Origin of the sequence: Kribbella sp. ALI-6-A (assembly GCF_001984195.1) — a bacterium.
GTDB lineage: Bacteria > Actinomycetota > Actinomycetes > Propionibacteriales > Kribbellaceae > Kribbella.
The window spans coordinates 365,034-388,475 of sequence record NZ_MTQN01000010.1; the positions used below are offsets into that span (position 1 = coordinate 365,034).

The following is a 23,442-nucleotide window of genomic DNA, read 5'->3' on the forward strand; positions in this document are numbered from 1 at the left end:
GCTGTCGCCGTGGCAGCGAACGGGGGAGTTCTGCGTTTCCGGCGGGACGCAAAGGTGGTGGTGACTGCCAGTATGCGGAGGTAGTTACGCGGTGACACGCCGTCACGGACCGCAAGGGTTCGCCGGGGCGGAAAGAATGAGTGCGGTTCAGATGCGCGCTGAATTTGACAACGATTTTCATTAACGGCAGGATCGACGCCGGCGGGGGGAGCTCGCCGGGACCATCGCACCGTGAGGGAAAACTGATGTCCGAAGCGCTGAACAGACGTGGATTCCTGGGGCTGGCCGGGGGACTGGGGCTCGCCGCGATCGCCGGGTGTGGCAGCGGTGGTGGGGAGCAGGCGGTGGCCCAGCCGCAGCAAGGGGGCCGGCTGCGGGCGGTGTTCGCGGGTGGTGGCGCCAAGGAGGTGCTCGACCCGCACGTGCAGAGCTTGTTCGTGGACATCGCGCGGCACAAGGCGATCTACGAGAAGCTGGTCGAGCTCGGGCCGGATCTCAAGCCGGTGCCGCGGCTGGCGGAGAAGTGGGAGCCGGACGCGCAGGCCGCGACCTGGCGGTTCACGCTCCGGGACGTCACCTGGCACAACGGCAAGCAGTTGACCACCGACGACGTGCTCTACAGCCTGGCCCGGATGGCGGATCCGGCCGCGCCCGAGCGGGTCGCGCAGTCGTCGTTGGCGGCGCTTGACCTGAAGCGGTGCCGCGCCGTCGACAAGCGCACGGTCGAGCTGACGCTGACCGCGCCCAACGCCGAGTTCCCCGCGCTGCTGGCCGGGATCGGCACGCAGATCGTGCCGGACGGCTTCAAGGACCCGACCAAGCCGATCGGCACCGGCGCGTTCACCTTCGTCTCCTTCGAGGCCGGACGCTCCATGGTCGCCAAGCGGTACGCCGACTACTGGGACGGCGCCGCCCGGATCGACGAGCTGCACCTGCTGTCCGCCGATGCGGAGGCGCGGGCCAACGCGCTGCAGGGCGGCCAGGCGGAGTACGCGAACGACATGACCGCCACCTTCGCGCGCACCGCGGAGGCCGGCCGGACGGTGAAGATCGTGGCCGCCAAGGGCAGCACGATGCAGGCGTTCGTGATGAAAACCGACCAGGCGCCGTTCGACAACCCCGACGTCCGGATGGCCTTCAAGCTGCTGGTCGACCGGCAGCGGCTGGTGGACGTCGTACTGGCCGGGCGGGGCGTGGTCGGCAACGACCTGTTCGGCAAGGGATACCAGTACTACCCGGCCGACCTGCCGCAGCGCGAGCGGAACCTGGACGAGGCGAAGGCGCTGCTCAAGAAGGCCGGTCTGCTGAACAAGGAGATCGAGATCTTCACCGCCGACGCGTCGGCCGGTTTCGTCGAGGCGGCGACGCTGCTGGCCGAGCAGGCCGGTGAGGCCGGAGTGAAGCTGAAGGTGACCACCGGCAGCTCGCAGACCTACCAGAAGGACCTCCTGACCAAGGGTGCGATCGGCAGTCACCGGTCCGGCGCGATGCCGATCCCGCAGTACGTCACCGACCGGCTGCTGTCGAAGTCGCCGTTCAACGTGACGCACTGGCGCCGGCCGGCCTTCGACGCGGCGTTCGCGGCGGCCCAAGTGCTGACCGACGAGACCGCACGGGCGGCGAAGTACGGCGAACTGCAGAAGACGCTGCACGACGAGGGCGGGATCCTCGCCTGGGGTCACCCGGACTTCCTGGTCGCGGTGTCGGCGAAGGTGCAGGGCGTGCAGGCAGTACCGCCGAACACGGTGGACTCGGGCCGGTTCGACAAGGTGTGGCTGGCCTGAATGCGGGCCTACGCGGCCCAACGGGCTGCTCTCGCGGTGCTCCAGCTCGCCGTCCTGTCGGTGCTGGTGTTCGTGCTGACCTCGCTGCTACCGGGTGATGCGGCGGACATGCGGTTCACCGAGACGCTGACGCCGGAGCAGGTCGCGTCGCTGCGGGCGCAGCTCGGGCTGGAGCAGCCCGCGATCGAGCGGTTCGTCACCTGGGCCGGAAACGTGCTCAGCGGTGATCTCGGGACGTCGCTGATCAGCGGCGGTCCGGTGCTGGACATCGTGAAGGCCTCGGTCGGGGCGACGCTGGTGCTCACGCTGGCCACGCTCGCCGTCGTCGTACCCCTGGCCGTTGCCCTGGGCATCTTGATGGGGACGCGGGAGAACGGGCGGCTGGACCGGACGATCACCTCGATCACGCTGGCGCTCAGCGCGATCCCGGACTTCGTGATCGCGGTCGTGCTGGTGGCGGTGTTCTCGCTGAAGCTCGGGTGGTTGCCGGCGACGTGGGTCGGTGGCGATCTGCTGGCGAACCCCGTGTTGCTGGTGCTGCCGGTCGGCGTACTGCTCGGGCGGACGGTGTGTCTGCTGTCGCGCCAGGTGCGGGCGGGCACGATCAACGCGCTGCACGCGGACTACGTCGTCCAGGCTCGGCGGCTCGGGGTGCCGAGGCGGCGCGTGCTGATGCGGCACGTGCTGCCGAACGCCGCAGTGCCCGGCGTACAGGAGCTGGCGCGGACCGGCGACACGTTGCTCGGTGGAGTGCTGGTCGTGGAGGCGATCTTCGCGATCCCGGGCTTCGCGACCGCGCTGGTGGACGGGGTGGAGACGCGTGACCTGCCGGTGGTGCAGGGGCTGACGCTGGTGCTCGCGGTCGCGGCGCTGGTGATCAACCTCGGCGCGGACCTGGTCTGCAACCGGCTCGTCCCGCGGACGGAGCTGCTGCGATGAGAGCCCGTACGCCGATCGCCGTGTCGCTCGTCCTCGTGCTCGTCCCGTTGCTGGTGGCGGTGTTCGGGCCGTTCGTGCCGTTGGACGCGGAGCCGGGGTTGCCGTACGAACGGGGTCCGGGGCATCCGTTGGGGACCGACGGCCTGGGCCGTGACGTCCTGCAGTTGCTGCTTGCCGGTGGTCGGACCGCGCTCGGGATGGCGCTCGGCGCGGTCGCGATCGCCTATCTGGTCGGCGGTCTGATCGGACTGGTCGCGGCGTCGACCCGTCATCGCTGGCTCGACGAGTTGCTGATCCGTCCCCTGGACGTGTTGCTTCCGCTGCCGTCGCTGCTGGTGATCAGCGTCGTCGCCGTCGGCTGGCGGGCGTCGGCGCTCGCCATCACGCTCGCGGTCGCCGCCGTCAACGTTCCGACGGTCGCGCGACTCGTGCGTGCTGCCGCGCTCGATGCGGCCAGCAGTCCGGTGGTCGAGGCGCTGCGCATGCAACGCGAGAGCTGGTTCGGCATCCATCTCGGGTACGTCGGTCGAGCGGTGCTCGGGCCGGTCGCGGCCGACATCGGGACCCGGATCACGCTGGCGGTCTTCCTGGTCGCGTCGGTCAACTTCCTCGGCCTCGGGCTGAGTCCGACCGCTGCCGACTGGGCCGTCAGTGTTTCGCGCAACCGGGAGGGTCTGCTGCTGCAGCCCTGGGCGGTGCTCGCTCCCGCGCTGCTGCTGGTCGCGTTCACCCTCGGGTTCAACCTGCTGGCGGACCGCTTGGTTCATCGGACCCGCCGGATGGCCGAGGTGTCGCGATGAGTCCGGCAGCTGATGAGCCGCTCGTCCGGGTCCGGGGGCTTGGTGCCACCGCGGCGTCCTCCATCCTCGTCGACCAGGTGGACTTCGACGTCTGGCCCGGACAGGTCACCGCGCTCGTCGGGGCCTCGGGGTCGGGCAAGACCACGTCCGCTCTGGCGCTGCTCGGGGAGCACGGGGACCGGGTCGCGCTCTCCGGGCTGGTAGAGGTCGCGGGGGAGGTGATTGTCGACGGCAACGGTGTCACCGGAGCGGCCGACCACGTCAAGGGACGGGTCGTCGCGTACATGCCGCAGCATCCGGGCAGCGCGCTGAATCCGGCGCGGCGGATCGGCGCCGGGTTCCGTGAGCTGGAGAAGCTGCATCACCCGGGGGAGAGCGTGGTCGCCGAGGCGCTGCGGGCGGCGCAGGTGCCGGGCGACCGGAAGACACTGCGGCGGTTCCCCCACCAGTTCTCCGGTGGACAGCGGCAGCGGATCGCGTTGGCTCAGGCGCTGACCTGCCGACCGCGGGTCCTGGTCCTCGACGAACCGAGCACAGGCCTCGACTCGATCACCCGGCTGCAGCTGGTCGGCGAGTTGCACCAGTTGGCGGGCGAAGGGCTCGGGATCCTGCTGCTCAGCCACGATCTCGACCTGGTCCGGGCCCTGGCCCATCACGTCGTGGTGCTGGATGCCGGACAGGTGATCGCCGCGGGCGGCCACGAGGTGCTGCCGACCGCGCCCGACCTGCCGGCGGGGCGAAGGCTCGCCGGTCACGAGACGCCGTTGCTCCAGGCAACGAAACTCTCGGCGCGCCTCCGCGGACGGGAGCCGATTCTGCGCGAGGTCGATCTCGGCGTGCCACCGGGCGCCTGTGTCGGCGTGGTCGGGCGATCCGGGAGTGGAAAGACGACACTCGCGCGCTGCCTGGCCGGCCTGCACGAGCGGTACTCCGGCGAGATCACGCTCGACGACCGGACCCTTCCGGTCCTGCGTAAACGCTCCCGCGAGCAGAACCGGCGCGTCCAGTACGTCTGGCAGGAGGTCCGTGGATCGTTCGACGAACGGCGTCCGGTCGTCGAGCAGGTCGCGCGGACGGCGCGGCGGCTCCGAGGGCTGCAGCCGCAGGAGGCGAAGGCCGCGGCGGTCGCGACCCTGGCGCGGCTCGGTGTGTCCGCGGCGATCGCCGACCGGCCGCCGAGCCGGTTGTCCGGCGGCGAGCTGCAGCGCGCCGCCCTGGCTCGCGCGCTGCTGGCCGAGCCCGACGTCCTGATCTGCGACGAGATCACCACCGCGCTGGACGAGCGCGGCACCGGGCTGGTCGTCGAGCTGTTGCTCGAGCTGAAGGAGCAGGGCACCGCGCTGGTCTGGATCAGCCACGACCTCGGGCTGGTCTCGGCCGTCGCCGACGACGTGCTGGTGATCGACGCCGGCCGGATCGTCGAACAGGGACCACCGGTGACCGTGATGACCAACCCGTCCACCGAGGTGGCCCGGCGGCTGGTGAGGGCCGCCCGGGTCGGACACCAACCGCCTCCGCCCGTGCTGACAACCAGTGCCGACACGAGGAGCAACCCGTAGTGACGATCCCTGGCACGCCCCGGCTGCACGACCATCTGGCGGAGGCGATCAAGGACCCCGATCCGATCCGCGTCTCCACCGGGTCGGGCCACGACCTGATCTGCCTGCGGTTCGAGACGATGAAGGTCTACTCCGCGCTCGGCGCCGTCCGGCACCTGCTGGAGACCGGCGCCGTCCGTCCCGGCGACACGCTGATCGACAGCTCCAGCGGGATCTACGCGCACGCGCTCGCGCTGGCCTGCCACCGGTACGGGATGAAGTGCCACATCGTCGGCTCGACCACCGTCGACCGGACACTGAAGATCCAGCTGGAGATCCTCGGCGCCACCGTCGAGCAGGTCCCGTCGTCGAACAACCTGCAGCTCGACCAGAACCTGCGGGTCCGCCGGATCGCCGAGATCCTGCGCGACAACCCGTCGTACCACTGGATGCGGCAGTACCACGACGACATCCACTACCTCGGGTACGGCGCGGTGGCCGAACTGGTCGACCAGGTCGCGCCGGCCGGGCCGATCTGCCTGGTCGGCGGGGTCGGGACCGGTGCGTCGACCGGCGCGATCGCGGCGTACTTGCGCGATCGTGGGCGGGAGGTGAACCTGGTCGGCGTCCAGCCGTTCGGCAGCATCACCTTCGGCGCCGGGCACACCCAGGACCCGGAGATGATCATCGCCGGGATCGGCAGCTCGATCGAGTTCCGCAACGTCCGGCACGAGCTGTACGACCGGCTGCACTGGGTCTCGTTCGACTACGCGATGTCGGCGGCGGTGGATCTGCTGCGGACCTCCGGGGTGTTCGCCGGGTTGTCCGCGGGCGCGGCGTACCTGTCCGCATTGTGGGAACACCACTGCGACAGCAGCCGGCAGCACGTGTTCCTGGCCGCCGACACCGGCAACCGGTACGTCGACTCCGCTTTTTCCCGGCATGCCGAGGCACGGCCGATGGACAGCATGCGGCCGCGGGAGATCGACTCGCTCGACCAGCTCGCCGTGCCGTGGTCGGCGATGTCCTGGGATCGCCGCGAATCGGCGCTGATGCAGCGCGAACAGTTTCCATCTGCGACTCCGTCGCACTAACCTGATGACCATGTCGGGGTATGTGCTGCTGCCGCGGTTGTTCACGGCAACGGAGGTCGAGCGGCTGCGGGACGCGGTCGAGCAGGTGCACGCGACCGTCGTGTCCGCCGCGGAGGCGGGCGAGACGACGGTGACCGTCTGGCCCGACGGCCACCGGCTGGAGACGATCGACGGCACGACGATCCACTGGGAGCCGGACGCGCCGGGCAAGGCGGTCCGCTCGCTGTCGCCGATCTCCGGGATGTCGCCGGTGATCGACGCGCTGTGGACCGACGGGCGGCTCACGACGCCGATGGCGTCGGTGCTGAACTCGTTGCCCACCGCACCGTCGCGTCCGCTGGAGGCCGCGGAGCTCGGTCCGTTCGTGGCCAAGCTCAACTTCAAGCGGGCCGGGGTCGGGTCGGAGTTCGCCTGGCACCAGGACTTCCCGTACTGGTACTGCTGCGCCGGCGACGCGGCGTACCAGGTTGCCACCGCGATCGTGATGCTCGACGACAACACCGTCGAGAACGGCGCGATGACGCTGATTCCGGGTAGCCATCTGGCCGGCCCGGCACCGCGTGACCCGCGGGAGCCGACCGGGCTGCTGGTCGATCCGCGATCCGTCGACGAGTCGGCGGCGGTGACGATCGAGGCGCCGGCCGGGTCGGTGCTGATGTTCCCCGGCCTGATGGTGCACCGCTCCGCGCCGAACCGGACGGCGACCGACCGCCGGTCGCTGCTCTTCTGCTTCCAGCCCGCTGGTCGTCCCGAGTTGTCCGCCCTGACCTACAACGCCGAAAGGCTGGCCGATCTAGCATGATCGATTCCGTCACCGCCCTGACCGAATCCGTTCTCGCCGGGGAGCGGGGGCCCGCGCCGTCGACGGTGCCGGTGATCAGCGCGTTCTGGTTGCACAACACGACCCGGCTGCCCGGCGCCGACGTGACGTACAAGAACTACTACGTCCTGCTGCGGGTCGGCGAGGTCTTCGGCGCCTGCGCGTTCGAGGAGGGCGAGCTCGACCCGTCGTACTGCGCGGACGTGTCCGGGCAGTCGTTGGAGGCGCTGCTGGTGGACGCGCCGCTGCCCGTGCGGATCGCCGCGCTGGATGCCTACCTGGCCTCGGTCGAGCCGCATCACGAGGCCGCCGGTGCCGAGGAGATCGTCCTGCCCGCCGGTACGCCGGACGTCCGCGCCCGGGCGCGTGACGCGGCCGTGGCCGGGCTGCTGGATGTCGCCGAGGGCTCGAAGGTGGCGCTGATCGGCGTGGTGAACCCGCTCGTGGACGCGATCACGTCACGAGGCGGTATCTGTTTGCCGTGCGACTTCAACCTGCGTGAGACCGCCTCCGGACTGCCGGTTTCCCGCGACATGACGGAGGTTCTGGACGCCGCCGACGCGGTCGTGGCGACCGGAATGACGTTGAGCAACGGAAGTTTCGACGTTCTCCTCGACCGTTGCCGTGAGCAAGCGAAGCCGCTGGCCGTCTATGCTCAGACCGGAAGCGCGGTGGTGCGCGCCTTCCTCGGCTCCGGGGTCACCGCGGTGTCCGCCGAGCCGTTTCCCTTTTCCCAGTTCAGCTCCCGCCCGACGAGCTTGTACCGCTATCACTTCCAGGACGGAGCGTTCCGCACGTGAGCACCGACAGCCGCAACCCAGCTGTGTCATCGTCCACCATCACCCCCTCGGCCCCGGCCGCTGCTGTTGCCTCGGGCACCGGGTCGGCAAGTGCCGGAGCCGTCCCGGGTGATCTGGCGATGACCCGCCGGCTCTGGCCGTTCCTGCTGGCCTCGACGGTGAGCCTGATCCCGTTCACCGTGTTCGGCATGTACCTGGTGCCGATCGCGGACGCGGCCGACGGCAGTGTGGCGGAGATCGGCGGGCTGCGGGGGCTCGGCGGTCTGGCGGCGCTGGTGGTCGGGTTCGCGCTCGCGCCGCTGATCGACCGGCTGGCGCGTGAGCTGGTCGCGGCCGGTGGGCTGGCGCTGCTCGGGCTGTCCGCGCTGCTCGGTGCGGTCGGCAACGTGTTCGCGCTGGCCACGTTCTGCCTGCTGATCGGCGCGTCCACCTCGATCCTCGGGCCGTCGATCGGCGCCGCGGCGGCGGACCGGTTCAACTCGCCGGCGGCTGCCGGCCGGGCCGCCACGCTGGTCTCGGCGACCACGTCGATGATGGCGATGCTCGCTGCGCCGGTGCTCGCCGTACCGGGTCTCGTCTGGGGCTGGCGGGGCAACCTGATCGCCGCCGCGGTGATTTCGCTCGCGCTCTCCGCCGCGTTCTTCTGGCGGGGCCGCGGCCGCAAGGCGCCGATCCGGGCCGAGGGGGCCGCCCGGATGAGCTACCTGGCGACGTACCGGGAACTGGCGCGGATCCCCGGCGCCGTGCCACTGCTGGCGGTCGCGATGCTGCGGACCGCCGCCTTCATGGGGTATCTGGCCTACCTGGCGGCGTTCTACGACGAGAAGTTCGCGCTCGAGCCCGGGTGGTTCGCGCTGGTGTGGTCGCTGAGCGGGGCGTCGTTCTTCCTGGGCAATCTCTTCGCGGGCCGGTTCCTGGCGCTCGACCGGCCGTGGCTGGGTGCCGACAAGCTGCTGGTCGCGGGCGTCGTCGCCGCGCTGGTCAGTGTGACGGCCTTCTACTTCTCCCCGACGCTGCCGACCACGCTAATCCTCACCGCGTTGATGGGCGCCAGCCACGCCACCGTCGCCGCCTGCGTCACCACCCTGCTCGTACGGCGTAGTGGCGACCTGCGCGGCTCGGCGCTCAGCGTCAACGCCGCGGGGATGTCGCTGGGCGTCTTCCTCGGCGCCGCGATCGGAGGTCTCGGGCTCGGGCTGGCCGGCTACCCGGGTACCGCGGCCGCGTTCGCCGCGATCACGCTGCTGGCCCTCGTGTTCGCTCTGCGGGTCCGCGCCACCGACAGCTGACCCGCACCTCCTCCCCGCCCGCGCGCCGGATGGCCGTGCGCTGGGTGGGGGGAATCCCCGAGTGGGTCCCTGGGGTCTGGGCTGGCGACCCTGGAACGGGAGATTTCGCGTTCCCGGTGGACGAAGTGCGGTCTATCGTTCGGAGTTATGGAGAATCTGCCCGAGCGTCAGAATCCGCAGGCGCACCTGCGGGCGTCCGACAGCGACCGCGACCAGGTGGTCGAGGTGCTGCGGGACGCGTTGATGACCGGGCGGCTGACCCAGGACGAGCACGCCGAGCGGCTGGAGCAGACGCTGAAGGCGCGCACCCTCGGCGAGCTGGAGCCGATCACGGTCGACCTCGCCGTCCCGGGGCAGCCGTTCCGGCCGGTGACCGCGGCGCCGGCGGCGGCGCGGGTGCCGATCGAGGAACCGGCGAATCCACAGGACAGCTTCGAGCTGGTGGTCGGCATCTTCGGCGGCGGCGAGCGCAAGGGCCGCTGGCGGGTGAAGCGCCGGACCAACGCGCTGGCGCTGTTCGGTGGCTGTGACCTCGACATGGCCGACGCGGTCTTCGAGGGTCGTGAGGTGACCGTCTACGCGTTCGCCGTCTTCGGCGGCATCGACATCACCGTGCCGCCCGGCGTCGAGATCCGCAACCAGGGCATCGGCATCATGGGCGGCTTCGGAGTCTCCGGCGGCCAGGGCGAGATCGACCCGGCGGCGCCGGTCGTCGTACTGAAGGGGCTGGCGCTGTTCGGCGGGGTCGGCGCGAAGGTGTTCAAGCCGAAGAAGAACAAGAAGCGGAACAACCCCCACGGGCACCACGGCCACCTGGGCCACTGATCGGGCGCCGGCTCAGATCCAGGACTTGAACCACATGCGGTTGAGCCAGTCCGGGTGCGGCAGCACCTTGTCGGTCAGGATCGGCCAGATGTAGGCGAAGTTGAGCACGACCAGGACGACGTAGGCGCCGACGACCGCGCTGCCGATCAGGCGGCGCGGGGTGGCGGCCTGGAAGGCGGTTCGGGCCGGACCGAGGATCTTGCCGAGCACGAGCGAGACCGCCATCACCGTGAACGGGATCATCGTCACGGCGTAGAAGAAGAAGATCGGCCGGCTGTCGAAGAAGAACCAGGGCACCCAGCAGGTCAGGTAGCCCACGATCGGGACGCCGAAGCGCCAGTCGCGCTGGGCGATCCACAGCACCAGCGAGGCCAGCAGCGCGAGCGCGCCGCCCCACCACAGCAACGGCGTACCGACCGCGGAGATCACCGACAGGCAGTTGGTGCCCTGCGGCGCCTCGCAGCCGTTGGTGCCGGGCTTGATGTCGTTGACCGCGTCGAAGCCGATCGGGCGGGCGATGATCGGCCAGCCGGCCGGGTGCGACGAGTACGGGTGGGTGGCGTTCTTGATGTAGTCGCCGGTGTGGAAGGCGAGCACTTCCTGGTGGTAGTGGATCAGCGAGCGGAAGTCGTCGGGCACGACCTTCATCACGCCGTGTGCCGGGTTCTTCGAGGCGTAGTCGTGGTCGTAGGCGTTGTCGTGCAGCAGCCAGCCGGTCCAGGTCGCGGTGTAGGTGACCAGGGCGACCAGCACGATGCTGAGGAACGCCGGGATCCCGTCGACCACCACCGAACGCCAGAACGGACGCCGTACGCCGATCGCCCGGCGAGCGCCCAGATCCCAGGCGAAGGCCAGCAGGCCGAAGCCGGCGATCACCCAGACCGCCGACCACTTGGTGCCGAGCGCGAGACCGAAGCAGACGCCGGCCGCGATCCGCCACGGCCGGACCAGCAGCAGCCGGCCGACTGCGCGCCGGGTGCCCGGGCCGGTGCCGTCCTCGAGGGACTCGGCGTGCCGGCGGCGCGTCCAGTCCCGGTCGGCGACCAGGCAGGACACAGCCGCGACCAGCCAGAACGCCAGGAAGATGTCGAGCAGGGCGACCCGCGACATCACGAAGTGCAGGCCGTCGACGGCGAGCAGCAGTCCGGCGATGCCGCCGATCAGCGTCGAGCGGGTCATCCGGCGGACCGTGCGGATCACCAGCAGCACGGTCAGCGTGCCGAACAGGGCCGGCATGAACCGCCAGCCGAACGAGTTCATCCCGAACAGCTGCTCACCGGCCGCGATCATCCACTTGCCGACCTCGGGGTGCACGGTCAGGCTCGGGGTGTCCTTGAAGACGTCCAGGTTGCCCGCCAGGATCTGCTTGTCGGCGATGCCCTCGGGCTTGTCGATGAACTGCCGCGCGTAGCCGAACTTGAGCAGCGAGAACGCGTCCTTGGCGTAGTACGTCTCGTCGAAGACGAACTTCACCGGGTTGCCCAGGTTCCAGAACCGCAGGATCGCCGCGAACGCCGTGATCGCCAGCGTCGCGATCCAGCCACCGTCGAAGTCCCGCGGCATCGGCGGGTACAGCCGCTCCTTGACCGGCGGCAGCCGCCGCCCGAACGCGTCCCGTCCGAGCGTCTCCAGCGCCGGTGCGGAACCCGCGCCCTGGTCATCGATCACGGCAGTCACGCCCGCCATCGTACGGAGCCCCCGGTCACACCGTCTCCCGACACCGCCGGGGCGGGCTGCGATGATGGCCCGCGTGACTGGGCGACTGATCTTGGCGGGGACTCCGATCGGGGATCTGGGGGACGCCACGCCGCGGTTGGCGCGGGTGCTCACCGAGGCCGACGTGGTGGCGGCGGAGGACACCCGGCGGTTGCGGCGGCTGACGTCGGAGCTGGGGATCGTCGTCGGTGGGCGGGTGACGAGTTTTTTCGAGGGCAACGAGCGGGAGCGGACGCCTGAGCTGGTGGCGGCGATGGCGGAGGGGCAGACCGTCGTGGTGGTGACCGACGCGGGGATGCCGAGCGTGTCGGATCCCGGGTACCGGCTGGTGGCGGCGGCGATCGAGGCGGGGGTCGTGGTGACGGCCGTGCCGGGGCCGTCGGCGGTGCTGACGGCGCTGGCGCTGAGCGGGTTGCCGGTGGACCGGTTCACGTTCGAGGGGTTTCTGCCCCGGAAGCCGGGGGAGCGGCTGAAGCAGTTGCAGGAGCTGGCCGGCGAGCGGCGGACGATGGTGTTCTTCGAGGCGCCGCACCGGCTGGCCGCGTCGCTCGGCGCAATGGCCGAGGCGTTCGGGGCGGATCGGCGGACGGCGGTGTGCCGGGAGCTGACCAAGACCTACGAAGAGGTGAAGCGGGGACCGGTCGGAGAGCTGGCCGAGTGGGCTGCCGACGGGGTTCGCGGAGAGATCACGGTGGTGGTCTCGGGAGTCGACCCGTCCGCCCGGCAGCTGGGGCCGGCGGAGCTCGCCGCCGAGGTGGCGGCCGACGAGGAGGCGGGGACCCCGCGCAAGCAGGCGATCTCCGACGTGGCCAAGCGGTACGGCGTACCGAAGCGGACGGTGTACGACGCCGTACTGGCTGCTCGCGAACCCCGGTAAAAGCACCTGGTCAGGCCCACTACGCTTGAGGTATGTCCGGCGAGAAGGCTTACTACGTCACCACTCCGATCTACTACGTCACGGCCGCGCCGCACATCGGCAGCGCCTACACGACCGTGGCCGGGGACGTCCTGACCCGCTGGCACGCCCAGCGCGGCGAGCGCAAGTGGTACCTGACCGGTACCGACGAGCACGGCGAGAAGGTGCTGCGCAGCGCCCAGGCGCAGGGCATGTCGCCGCAGGAGTGGACCGACAAGCTGGTCGAGGAGGCGTGGAAGCCGGCCTGGGTGGACGTCGACGTCGACTACGACGACTTCATCCGGACCACCGAGCCGCGGCACACCGAGCGGGTCCAGGAGTTCGTCCAGGCGCTGTACGACCAGGGCGACGTCTACAAGGGCGAGTACGAGGGCCTGTACTGCGTCGGCTGCGAGGAGTTCAAGCTGCCGGCGGACATCCGCACCGACGAGGACGGCACGCAGCGGTGCATGATCCACGGCACCGAGCTGGAGTCGGTCTCGGAGACCAACTACTTCTTCCGGCTCTCGGCGTACGCCGACAAGCTGCTGGCCCTCTACGAGTCGCAGCCGGACTTCGTCGCGCCGGCCAGCGCGCGCAACGAGGTCGTCTCGTTCGTCAAGCAGGGGCTGCAGGACCTGTCGATCACCCGCTCGACCTTCGACTGGGGCATCCCGGTGCCCTGGGACTCCGACCATGTCCTCTACGTCTGGGTCGACGCACTGCTCAATTACGCGACCGCCGCGGGCTACGGCGCGGACCCGGAGCGGTTCGCCAGCCTCTGGCCGGCGGACGTGCACCTGGTGGGCAAGGACATCCTCCGCTTCCACGCGGTGATCTGGCCGGCGATGCTGATCGCCGCCGGGGTCCCGGTCCCGAAGCAGGTCTTCGCGCACGGCTGGCTGCTGGTCGGCGGCGAGAAGATGAGCAAGTCGAAGCTGACCGCGATCGCGCCGAAGGAGATCACCGACCACTTCGGCTCCGACGCGTTCCGGTACTACTTCCTGCGCACGATCCAGTTCGGCTCGGACGGCTCGTTCTCCTGGGAGCACCTGAGCGCGGTCTACACCTCGGAGCTGGCCAACGGCCTGGGCAACCTGGCGTCCCGGATCGCGGCGATGGTCGGCAAGTACTTCGACGGCGTACTGCCGGAGCCGACCGACCACGGACCGGCCGAGCAGGCGCTGGCCGACAAGCTCGCCGAGGCGGTCGCCACGGCTGACAAGGCGATGGACGCGCTCGCGTTCCACGACGCGCTGGCCGCGATCAACGACCTGGTCGGCGCCGTGAACGGCTACGTCTCCGAGCAGGAGCCGTGGAAGGTCGCGAAGGACGAGGCTCAGCGCGAGCGGCTGGCGACCATTCTCTACACCGCCGCCGAGGTCCTGCGCGGCGTCGCCGTCCTGCACAACCCGACGATGCCGAAGACCGCCGCGAAGCTGTGGACGTTGCTCGGCGCCGAGGCCAAGCTCGGCCCGCTCGCCGACCAGCGGATCCAGTCGGCCGGCGCCTGGGGCCAGCTCCCGGCCGGCTCGACGCTGACCAAGGGCGACGCGCTCTTCCCGCGCCTGACCGAAGAGGCCTGAGCCGCTACGCCGAAGCCGTCGCCAGATACAGGGCGGCGGCTTCGGTGCGGCTGGTGACGGCCAGCTTGGTCAGGATGTTGGCGACGTGGTACTTCACCGTCGACTCGGTGATGTGCAGGGTGTCGGCGATGACCCGGTTGCGCTGGCCCTGGGCGAGCAGCGCGAGGACTTCCAGTTCGCGATGGCCGAGGGTGGCCAGGGGTTCGGCGGTGAGGACCTTGCCGGCGGCGGACAGCGTGGTGGTCAGGGCACGGGCGGTCTTGGCGACGTCGGACAGGGCGACCGGGAGCATGATGCGCAGCGTCAGGCCCCAGCCGGGTACGGCGTCGACGTCGAGGCGGCCGCCCTGGGCGCGGAGGCGTTCGGCGATCCGGCCGAGGTCCAGGCGGTCGTCGAGCACGCCGGGGCCGTCGTCGCGCACGGTCGCCTGCAGGCCGGTCGGGTTGAGCCGCCAGCCGACGCGGATCCGCCGTACGCCGTCCTGACCGAGGATCGCCAGCACCGCGGCGCGGACCGCCACCCGGGCAGCGTGGGCGACGTCCGACGGGATCAGGCGGTCGTTGCTGGGGGCATCCAGTTCGAGGTCGACGGGAAGGTGCCGCAGCAGGGTCTGCAGCGAGTCGGCCAGTCGCTGGAACGCCCGTCCGGCCGGTTCCTCGCCGGCGTCGGCGCGGTCGCGCTGGGAGTCGGTGCGCAAATCGGCCAAGGCGTTGAGGGCGAGCTCGACGGCCGTCGTACGGGCCGCGGCGTCGTCGATCCGGTTGTTGCGCAGTACGCCGAGCAGCGCGGCCAGGGTCGCCGTGTGGGCGTCGGTCAGCTCCGCGGCGACCACGTCACGCGCCATCGCGACCGCGCGGGACTGCGCCAGCACGCTCGGCTCGATCTCGAGGGTGAGCCGGTTGAGGTGCGCGGTGACCACGTCCCACAGGGTCTGGACGAGCGGGAGGGTCTGCTCGGGGATCCGGGTGCCGGGGTCGAGTACGAACGCCAGTACGGAGCCGCGGGGCGCGTGGTCGCTCGCGATGGCGAGCACAGTCTCCTCGACGCCGCCGATCTCGGCCTCGCCCTGCCACGGCCGTCCCGCGGAGACCGAGCCGAGGAACGGCGCGAGCTCGGCGCCGGTGATCACGGCGGTGAGCTTCGGATCGCCGGTCGCGCTCAGCGGTGAACCGGCGCACTGCGGTGACAGGTGGGCGGCCGCGCGGTGCGGGACGACGGTGGCCAGGGTCTCCGACAGCGCTTCGATCACCTGGGGCGGCTCGACCTGGACCAGGCGGGCCGCGGCGGTCAGAACGGTCACGGCCTCGGAGGACTCCATGTCACCAGGCTACGTGGGTTGATCCATCCACCCACCCGTTCTTCCGGACGGCGGACAGCTGGCCGAAAGGCCAGTCGGAAACCACGGCGGCGGCTCCACGCTGGAGGTCGAAGAGGATTGATTGAGAACTCAACCACTAAGGACGGTTCTGATGGAAGCGATCGTGTTCGAGCAGTTCGGTGGCCCCGAGGTGCTGCGCAGCCGCGAGATCGACGCGCCGCACGCGGGTCCGGGCCAGGTCCGGATCAAGGTCCTGGCGGCGGGGGTGAACCCGATGGACTACAAGATCCGCCGCGGGTGGTTCGAGGCGATGATGCCGACCACGTTCCCGGCGGTTCCCGGTCTGGAGGTCGCGGGTGTGGTGGACGAGGCCGGCGCGGGTGCGGAGTTCGCCATCGGTGACGAGGTCGTCGGGTGGGCGGCCACGGGCGGCTACGCGCAGCACGCGCTGCTCGGCAACGCCGTACGGAAGCCGGCGGGGGTGTCGTGGGAGCAGGCGGTCGCCGTACCGGTGGCCGGCGAGACCTCGCAGCGGGTGCTGGACGCGCTCGGCGTGAAGTCCGGCGAGACGCTGCTGCTGCACGGTGCGGCGGGTGCGGTCGGAGCGGTCGCGGTGCAGCTGGCGGTTGCGGCGGGCGTCACGGTGATCGGTACGGCGTCCGAGGCGAACCACGAGTACCTGCGGTCGCTGGGTGCCACGCCGATCGCGTACGGCGAGGGCCTGGTCGAGCGGGTGCGCGCGGTGGCGCCGGTCATCGACGCGGTCTTCGACGCCGCGGGCCAGGGCGGGCTGAAGGAGTCGATCGAGCTGCGGGGTGGGACCGAACGGATCATCACGATCGCCGACATGGGCGCGGGGGAGCTGGGCGTCGAGGTGTCGGTCGGTGGGACCGAGCCTGAGGTGGTGAAGCGCTGGCTTGGCAAGCAGCTGCAGCTCGCTGCCGACGGCAAGCTGACCGTCCGGGTCGCCGAGACGTTCCCGCTGGCGGAGGCCGCCAAGGCGCAGGAGATCTCGGAGTCGGGCCACGCCAAGGGCAAGCTCGTCCTTGTTCCGTAAGCGCACCCACCGCCCGGGCCGCGTTCTTCGATCGCGGCCCGGGGGGGATCCGGAGCGGAGTCGCTGCTGCGGTCACCGTGCGCGCGGCGCAGGATCTCCGACGCCCTCGCCGATCAGGCCGGCACCTTCGCAGCGCGGCGGCTCACGACCCGCCGGCGGCGGGTCGGCATCCCGAACGTCGGGTTGGCGACGCCCCAGGCCGCGCTCTTGCAGATGAGCTCCTTGTAGACCGCGGCCTTGCGGCCCCGCAGCGAGTAGTTCACCGTCTGGTCGTCCGCGGTCACGTACTGGATCAGCCCGTGCTTGCGGCCCAGGCTGATGCACTGGTTGAAGTACCGCAGCGGCATGTGCGGGGCCTTCGCCCCGGTCAGCCGCGCGACGACCGCATCGGCGGCCTGACAGGCGGTCGGTATACCGGAGGCGCAGGACATCCGCAGGGGCTTCCCGGTGTTGCCCATCGCGTACGCCGCGTCGCCGATCGCGTAGACGTCCGGGTGCGAGACCGACGCCATCAGGTCGTCCACGACGATCTGGCCGGTCGCGGTGGTTTCCAGCGACGTCGCGGCCGCGATCGGGTGGACCGCGAACCCGGCCGTCCAGACCGTCGTCGCCGCCGGGATCGCCTTGCCCGTTGTGGTGACGACCGTGCCGGGCTCGACCCGAGCGATCTCGGCGTGCTCGTGGACGGTGATGCCGAGCCTCCCGAAGACCTCGCGCAGGTGGGCCTGGGCCTTCGGCGACACCCAGTCGCCCAGACCGCCGGTGCTCACCAGCGCCACGTCGAGCTCCGGCCGGGCCTCGGCGATCTCGGTCACCGCCTCGATTCCGGTCAGCCCGCCGCCCACGACCGTGACCGTCTGCCCGGCCTCCATCCGGGCCAGGCGCTCCCGCAGTTTCAGCGCCCCCGGCCGGCTCGCGATCTCGTAGGCGTGCTCGGCGACACCCGGTACGCCGTGGTCGTTCCAGCGGCTGCCGAGCGCGTAGACCAACGTGTCGTAGGTCAGCTCCTCGGAGCCGTCGGCGAGGGCGACGGTCTTGCGATCGACGTCGACACCGGCCACCCGCGCGATGCGCAGCTCGACGCCGGTGCCCGCGAACATCTCGTCCAGCGGGCGCGGCGTGAGGTCCTGGCCGACGGCCAGCTGGTGCATCCGGACCCGCTCGACGAAGTCGGGTTCGGCGTTCACGAGGGTGATCTGGACGTCGTCACGGTGCAGCTGCCGAGCGAGGCGGCCGGCAGCGGTGGCGCCGGTGTAGCCGGCGCCGAGGACGACGATGTGGTGCTTCATGTCCGGCTCCTGTCTGTGAGGTTGTGCCCCTTGAACCGGGCAGCCTCCGGATTCCTGACAGGTTCCGGACGTGAAGCAGGTCACACCATGGCCGTGCTCACCAGCCCGCCACCAGCGGTTCGCCGTGATCGGCCGCGTTCCACCGGGCGGTCGCCCGCTCGAGCTTGTCGGGGTTGACCGCGCTGCGGACCGCCGTGACGCCCTCGGCGGTGACCTCGAGCACCATCACTCCGACGACCCGGCCGTCGACCACGGCCACGACCGCCGGCTCGCCGTTGGCGACGTCGGCGTACACGTCGGGGCGGCCGCCGACCATCGCACGCTTGTGGTCGGCGGGCTTGAACAGGCCGCGCAGGAACTTGGCGACCGCCAGAGCACCGGTGAACGGGCTGGCCTTGGCCGGGATCTTGCCGCCGCCGTCGCCGACCGCGATCGCGTCACCGGTCAGCAGCTTCACCAGCGGCTCGGTCCGCCCGCTGGTGGCGGCGGCGAGGAACTCCTCGACGATGCGGCGGGCGGCCGCCTCGTCGACCGCCGCCCGCGTCCTGCCGTCGGCGACGTGCTGCTTGGCCCGGTGGAAGATCTGCTGGCTGGCCGCCTCGGTGATGTCGAGGATCTCGGCGATCTCGCGGTGCGGGTAGTCGAACGCCTGGCGCAGGACGTAGACCGCCCGCTCGTTCGGCGACAGCCGCTCCATCAGCGTGAGCACGGCCATCGAGACCGACTCGCGCTGTTCGACGGTCTCGACCGGTCCGAGCAGCGGGTCGCCGGACAGCAGCGGCTCGGGCAGCCACTGGCCGACGTAGGTCTCGCGGCGGGCACGAGCGGAGGTCAGCTGGTTCAGGCACAGGTTGGTGAGCACCTTGGTCAGCCAGGCCTCGGGGACCTCGATTCCGTCGCGGTCGGCGGACTGCCAGCGCAGGAACGTCTCCTGGACGGCGTCCTCCGCCTCGCCGGCCGAGCCGAGCAGGCGGTAGGCGATCGCCCCGAGCCGTGGCCGGGCGGCTTCGAACAGGTCGACGTCGCTGACAGTCAAGGACATGGACCAACGGTAGCCCGCGTAATCCGGCTGCATGCCGAGAACTGCTCTTCTACAGTCACGGCATGACTCACATCCTGGCCGCGGTGGCCTGGCCCTATGCCAACGGGCCTCGGCACATCGGGCACGTCTCCGGTTTCGGTGTTCCTTCGGACGTGTTCAGCCGGTACCAGCGGATGATGGGTCACGACGTGCTGATGGTCTCGGGCACCGACGAGCACGGTACGCCGATCCTGGTGCAGGCCGAGCGCGAAGGCGTCAGCCCCCGCGAGCTCGCCGACCGGTACAACCGGGTGATTGTCGAGGACCTGCAGGGCCTCGGCCTGTCGTACGACCTGTTCACCCGGACCACCACCCGCAACCACTACGCCGTCGCCCAGGAACTGTTCAGAACCGTTCATCGCAACGGTTATCTCGTGCCGCGCACCGCGATGGGCGCGATCTCCCCGACCACCGGTCGCGCCCTGCCCGACCGCTACATCGAGGGCACCTGCCCGATCTGCGGGTACGACGCCGCGCGCGGAGACCAGTGCGACAACTGCGGCAACCAGCTCGATCCGGTCGACCTGCGTAACCCGCGCAGCCGGATCAACGGCGAGACCCCGAAGTTCGTCGAGACCGAGCACTTCTTCCTCGACCTGCCGGCGCTGGCCGACGCGCTCGGCTCCTGGTTGCAAACCCGCGCCGAGTGGCGCCCGAACGTGCTGAAGTTCGCCACCAACCTGCTCGACGACGTCCGCCCGCGGGCGATGACCCGCGACATCGACTGGGGCATCCCGGTCCCGCTGCCGGGCTGGGAGGACAACCCGGCCAAGCGGCTCTACGTCTGGTTCGACGCCGTCATCGGCTACCTGTCGGCCAGCGTCGAGTGGGCCCGCCGCTCCGGCGACGACGACGCCTGGCGCGCCTGGTGGTGCGACCCCGACGCCCGGTCGTACTACTTCATGGGCAAGGACAACATCACCTTCCACGCGCAGATCTGGCCCGCCGAGCTGCTCGCGTACAACGGCCGCGGCGCGCGTGGCGGCAGCCCCGGCCGGTACGGCGTACTGAATCTGCCGACCGAGGTGGTCAGCAGCGAGTTCCTCACCATGGAGGGCCGCAAGTTCTCCTCGTCGCGGTCGGTGGTGATCTACGTCCGCGACGTGCTCGAGCGGTACGGCGCCGACGCGCTGCGCTACTTCATCGCGGCGGCCGGCCCGGAGGCGCACGACACCGACTTCACCTGGGCCGAGTTCGTCCGTCGCAACAACGACGAGCTGGTCGGCACCTGGGGCAACCTGGTGAACCGGACGGCCTCGATGATCGCGAAGAACTTCGGCGCGATCCCGGAAGCCGGCGAGCTGACCACCGCCGACCACGACCTGCTCGCTCGCAGCCGGGCGGCGTACGGCGTCGTCGGGGAGCATCTCGAGCACCAGCGGCTCCGGCAGGGCATCGGTGCCGCGATGCGGCTCGCCACGGACGCGAACCAGTACCTGTCGCAGCAGGCGCCGTGGAAGGAGTCCGACCTCGAGCGCAAGGGCACGATCCTGCACGTCGCCGCGCAGGTGGTCACGGACACCAACCGGCTGCTGGCGCCGTTCCTGCCGCACGCGGCCCAGCAGGTGCACGAGACGCTCGGCGGGACCGGCGCGATCACCGATCGCCCGGAGATCCGTGAGGTTGCCGATCTGGACGGCGGCCCGGGCTACCCGGTGATCACCGGCGATTACGGCCGGGCGGCGTCGTGGGCGCCGCAGGCCGTCGTACCGGGGACTGTGGTGGCGGCGCCGCGGCCGGTGTTCGCGAAGCTGGCTCCGTCGGTGGTCGACGAGGAGCTGGCCCGGCTGGAATGACGCCTTTGTCCAAGACCGTGACGGGCGACCGGCTTATGGTCGAGGAGAAGGGAGTTGAGGACCATGGCCGGATACGTGGCCACCGCACGAGTCGAGATCGAGGCGTCGCCCGAACGGGTCTGGCAGGTGCTGCTGGACCCGGTCGCGACCAAGGAGTTCATGTTCGGGTCCGAGGTGGAGACCGACTGGCAGGCCGGGAGCCCGATCACCTGGACCGGCGAGTACGAGGGCAAGGCCTACCAGGACAAGGGCAAGGTGCTGGCGGTCGAGCCGGGCCGGCGGCTGCAGGTGACGCACTACAGCCCGATGAGCGGGCAACCCGACGTACCGGAGAACTACCACACGCTGACCTACGAGCTGAGCGGCGGGAACGGGAAGACCCAGCTGTCGCTGAGCCAGGACAACAACGCGTCCGAGGAGGAGGCCGAGCACTCGCGCGGGATGTGGGAGATGCTCGTGCAGGGCGTGAAGAAGGTTGCCGAGTCAGGCTGAGTCAGTGCAGGACCCAGGGTTCGTTAAGCTGCGACGACTTGTTGTCTGGTGGGAGTAGCAGAGACCTCTGATGTCCGTGCGTGTGCTTCGGCCCGCCTTGTGGATCGCCCTGCCCGTCGTGACGGTCCTGACGATGGCGGCGGTCGGGGACCCGGTCACGGAGACCATCAGGTACCTGATCACCTGGCTGCTGACGGTGCTGCTGCCCGGCGTACTGATCTGGCGGGTGCTGGCCGGTGGGCGGTCGGTGCCGCAGGACCTCGGGTTCGGCGCCGTGATCGGCATCTGCTGGCAGCTGAGCGTCTGGGCGGTGTGCACCGGCCTGGGAGTGCCGGGTCTGCAGTGGGTCCTGGCGCTCGGGTTCTACGTGGTCTTCTTCGCAGTTCCTGGTCTGCGGCGGCGAGTGACCTGGCAGCCCGGGCCGAGCTGGTGGCAGCCGGCGATGGCAGTGCTGCTGCTGATCGCCGTGGTGCGGACAGTGGCCGGGCTGCTCCGGGTCTGGCCGCTGCCGCCGATCGCCTTCGACCGGCACCAGGACTTCTGGTACCAGCTCGGCCTGATCCAGGCCCTCAAGCACGACATCACTCCGCCCGACCTGTCGGTGCTGGGCGAGCCGTTGATCTACCACTGGTTCGCCAACGCCTCGATGGCCGGGCAGTCCGCGATGGCCAGTGTCGAGCCGTCGCACGTGCTCATGCACCAGTGGCAGATCACCTTCGTGATCAGTCTGGTCCTGGCCGGCTGGGCCGCGGGCGAGGCGCTGACCGGCAAGACGTGGGTCGGTGCCGTGGCCGGCCTGCTGACCGGGGCACTGCCGGGCACGCTGCAGCTCGCTGCCAAACCCATCGTCGAGGCGTCGCCGGCCCAGGTCGTGCAAGGCCCGACCGGTGCGCTCGCTGTACTGGTAATGCTCGGTCTGGTCGGCCCGACCGTGCTGATCCTGCGCAAGCAGGCCACAGGCGGCACCTGGCTGGCGATGGCCCTGATGATCGCGCTGGCGACCGGCACCAAGCCGACCGTGCTGCCGATCATGCTGGCGGGCTCGGCGATCGTCGGCCTGTACGCCTGGATCAGCGAGCGGGTCCTGCCCTGGCGGATCGTCGCACTCGGTGCGATGGCCGGTGCGTTCTTCCTGGCGGCGACCTTCGCCCTGACCGGCAGCACGGGTGGCAGCCGGATCCAGATCCTGGCCGCGCTCCGGGTGCAGCCCTTCTACGCGTCCGTCTCGGGTGACCGTTCCTACCCGGCGACCGGCGGCTGGGTGCTCCCGTCGATCGCCACCGGTGAGCCCCGGCTGCTGCTGTTCGCCGCGAGCCTGCTCGCCTACTACCTGCTGATCAACTCGGCCCGCCTGCTCTCCCTGCTCGGTACGACGACCAGCCCGGCGCGCCGCGATCCGGCGTACTGGTGGGTGGCGGGCTGTGTCGCAGCGGGGACCGGCATCACGCTGGTGTTCTCGCACACGGGCTACTCGGAGTACCACTTCCTGCGCACCGTCACAGCGATCGGTGTGGTCGGCACGGTCGCGGTGGCGGCCACACTGGTCGACGAAACGACGCGGTGGCGACCGGTCCTGGTCGCCGGGGCCGCGGGCTTGGTGACAGCTCTGCTGATCCGGCTGCTCTGGTTCCACGTTCCCGACGTACCGACGACGGTCGGGCGGGCGATCGTGGCGCTGGTCGTGCCGTTCCAGGTGCTCGCCGTGGTCGGGCTGATCGTGGTGGTGCTGACCAGACGACGTAGCCGGTCCCTGATTCTCCTGCAGGTCATCGCACTGGTCGTCGCGGCCGGCCTGCCGAACCAGCTGTCGGTCATGTCCGGCAACGTCTACCGCTTGGCCACCGGGCAGCCGGTGGTCGCTGATCAGAACGACCGGGTCTACCTGACCGAGAACGAGCAGCAGGCGATGATCTGGCTCGGCGAGAACGCCGCACCCGGCGACGTGGCGGTCAGCAACGTGTTCTGCATGCCGCCGCGCTTCCGCCCGGGCTGTCCGGACGACGCCTTCTGGACCTCCGGGCTGAGCGGTGTCCAGCAGTACCTGAGCGGCTGGGCCTACGCCCCGAAGAACCTCCAGGCGACCCAGAACAAGACCAGCTTCCTCACCCAGCCGTCACCGTGGCCGGACCGCCTCCAGCAGAGCCTGGACGCCGTACAACGGCCGACGCCGGCCCTGCTGACCAAGCTGAAGCGAGAGATCGGCGTCGACTGGATCATCGCCGACCTCCGGGCCGGCCCGGTCTCGCCCGCTCTCGACCGCCTGGCCGAGCCGTCCTACGCGAACGCGGACGTCCGGATCTACCGCTTGCGCTGACGTCGCCAG

19 protein-coding genes are annotated in these 23,442 nt (G+C 70.5%); 15 read left to right on the forward strand and 4 right to left on the reverse strand.

Annotated elements, in window-relative coordinates:
* Positions 1-245: 245 nt before the first annotated feature.
* The 9 genes from BWI15_RS16085 (at position 246) to BWI15_RS16125 (ending at position 9,889) form a co-directional block, all read left to right on the forward strand.
* Positions 246-1,784 (forward strand): ABC transporter substrate-binding protein, encoded by a 1,539-nt coding sequence (locus BWI15_RS16085; RefSeq protein ID WP_077015223.1) that lies wholly within the window; start codon positions 246-248, stop codon positions 1,782-1,784.
* Entirely contained in the window at positions 1,785-2,723 is a 939-nt protein-coding gene (locus tag BWI15_RS16090) for an ABC transporter permease (RefSeq protein WP_077015224.1), read from the forward strand. It abuts the gene before it with no gap.
* Positions 2,720-3,523 carry an ABC transporter permease gene (locus tag BWI15_RS16095; RefSeq protein WP_077015225.1) on the forward strand — a complete coding sequence of 268 codons (804 nt, stop codon included), beginning with the start codon at positions 2,720-2,722 and terminating at the stop codon, positions 3,521-3,523. Before BWI15_RS16090 ends, BWI15_RS16095 begins: the two co-directional genes overlap by 4 nt.
* Positions 3,520-5,082: an ABC transporter ATP-binding protein gene (locus BWI15_RS16100; protein ID WP_077015226.1), complete on the forward strand. Its 1,563-nt coding sequence runs from the start codon at positions 3,520-3,522 to the stop codon at positions 5,080-5,082. The genes BWI15_RS16095 and BWI15_RS16100 overlap by 4 nt, the downstream gene beginning before the upstream one ends.
* On the forward strand, positions 5,082-6,155 hold the full coding sequence (locus BWI15_RS16105) for a pyridoxal-phosphate dependent enzyme (RefSeq protein ID WP_202817668.1): 1,074 nt from the start codon (positions 5,082-5,084) through the stop codon (positions 6,153-6,155). The genes BWI15_RS16100 and BWI15_RS16105 overlap by 1 nt, the downstream gene beginning before the upstream one ends.
* Positions 6,156-6,165: 10 nt before the next feature.
* A complete protein-coding gene (locus BWI15_RS16110) occupies positions 6,166-6,957 on the forward strand; it encodes a phytanoyl-CoA dioxygenase family protein (RefSeq protein WP_237771302.1) in 792 nt (263 codons plus the stop codon).
* Positions 6,954-7,775, forward strand: a complete 822-nt coding sequence (locus BWI15_RS16115; protein ID WP_077015228.1) for a Rossmann-like domain-containing protein — start codon at positions 6,954-6,956, stop codon at positions 7,773-7,775. Before BWI15_RS16110 ends, BWI15_RS16115 begins: the two co-directional genes overlap by 4 nt.
* On the forward strand, positions 7,772-9,064 hold the full coding sequence (locus BWI15_RS16120) for an MFS transporter (protein ID WP_237771303.1): 1,293 nt from the start codon (positions 7,772-7,774) through the stop codon (positions 9,062-9,064). The genes BWI15_RS16115 and BWI15_RS16120 overlap by 4 nt, the downstream gene beginning before the upstream one ends.
* A gap of 147 nt (positions 9,065-9,211) precedes the next feature.
* Positions 9,212-9,889 carry a DUF1707 SHOCT-like domain-containing protein gene (locus BWI15_RS16125; protein ID WP_077015230.1) on the forward strand — a complete coding sequence of 226 codons (678 nt, stop codon included), beginning with the start codon at positions 9,212-9,214 and terminating at the stop codon, positions 9,887-9,889.
* Positions 9,890-9,901: 12 nt separating this feature from the next.
* On the opposite strand, the gene BWI15_RS16130 is transcribed toward BWI15_RS16125, so the two are convergent.
* Positions 9,902-11,575, reverse strand: a complete 1,674-nt coding sequence (locus tag BWI15_RS16130) for a dolichyl-phosphate-mannose--protein mannosyltransferase (RefSeq protein WP_083750801.1) — start codon at positions 11,573-11,575, stop codon at positions 9,902-9,904.
* A gap of 55 nt (positions 11,576-11,630) precedes the next feature.
* On the opposite strand from BWI15_RS16130, the gene rsmI reads away from it, so the two are divergent.
* Positions 11,631-12,482 (forward strand): 16S rRNA (cytidine(1402)-2'-O)-methyltransferase, encoded by an 852-nt coding sequence (gene rsmI / locus BWI15_RS16135; protein ID WP_077016014.1) that lies wholly within the window; start codon positions 11,631-11,633, stop codon positions 12,480-12,482.
* A 32-nt stretch (positions 12,483-12,514) separates the two neighbouring features.
* A complete protein-coding gene (metG, locus tag BWI15_RS16140; RefSeq protein WP_077015231.1) occupies positions 12,515-14,086 on the forward strand; it encodes a methionine--tRNA ligase in 1,572 nt (523 codons plus the stop codon).
* A 4-nt stretch (positions 14,087-14,090) separates the two neighbouring features.
* On the opposite strand, the gene BWI15_RS40605 is transcribed toward metG (BWI15_RS16140), so the two are convergent.
* The gene (locus BWI15_RS40605; protein WP_077015232.1) at positions 14,091-15,404 is read right to left on the reverse strand and encodes a LuxR C-terminal-related transcriptional regulator; all 1,314 of its coding nucleotides are present in this window, start codon (positions 15,402-15,404) and stop codon (positions 14,091-14,093) included.
* A gap of 151 nt (positions 15,405-15,555) precedes the next feature.
* Here BWI15_RS40605 and BWI15_RS16150 point away from each other — a divergent pair, with 151 nt between their 5' ends.
* Positions 15,556-16,461 carry an NADP-dependent oxidoreductase gene (locus BWI15_RS16150; RefSeq protein WP_077015233.1) on the forward strand — a complete coding sequence of 302 codons (906 nt, stop codon included), beginning with the start codon at positions 15,556-15,558 and terminating at the stop codon, positions 16,459-16,461.
* 113 nt (positions 16,462-16,574) lie between these two features.
* Here the strand turns inward: BWI15_RS16150 and BWI15_RS16155 are convergent, their stop codons facing one another.
* On the reverse strand, positions 16,575-17,750 hold the full coding sequence (locus BWI15_RS16155; protein ID WP_077015234.1) for an NAD(P)/FAD-dependent oxidoreductase: 1,176 nt from the start codon (positions 17,748-17,750) through the stop codon (positions 16,575-16,577).
* Between the two features lie 97 nt (positions 17,751-17,847).
* Positions 17,848-18,792: an RNA polymerase sigma-70 factor gene (locus tag BWI15_RS16160; protein WP_077015235.1), complete on the reverse strand. Its 945-nt coding sequence runs from the start codon at positions 18,790-18,792 to the stop codon at positions 17,848-17,850.
* A gap of 62 nt (positions 18,793-18,854) precedes the next feature.
* On the opposite strand from BWI15_RS16160, the gene metG (BWI15_RS16165) reads away from it, so the two are divergent.
* The 3 genes from metG (BWI15_RS16165) (at position 18,855) to BWI15_RS16175 (ending at position 23,433) form a co-directional block, all read left to right on the forward strand.
* On the forward strand, positions 18,855-20,627 hold the full coding sequence (gene metG / locus BWI15_RS16165; RefSeq protein WP_077015236.1) for a methionine--tRNA ligase: 1,773 nt from the start codon (positions 18,855-18,857) through the stop codon (positions 20,625-20,627).
* 63 nt (positions 20,628-20,690) lie between these two features.
* Positions 20,691-21,119, forward strand: a complete 429-nt coding sequence (locus tag BWI15_RS16170) for an SRPBCC domain-containing protein (protein WP_077015237.1) — start codon at positions 20,691-20,693, stop codon at positions 21,117-21,119.
* A gap of 70 nt (positions 21,120-21,189) precedes the next feature.
* Positions 21,190-23,433: a hypothetical protein gene (locus BWI15_RS16175; RefSeq protein WP_077015238.1), complete on the forward strand. Its 2,244-nt coding sequence runs from the start codon at positions 21,190-21,192 to the stop codon at positions 23,431-23,433.
* Positions 23,434-23,442 lie beyond the last annotated feature (9 nt).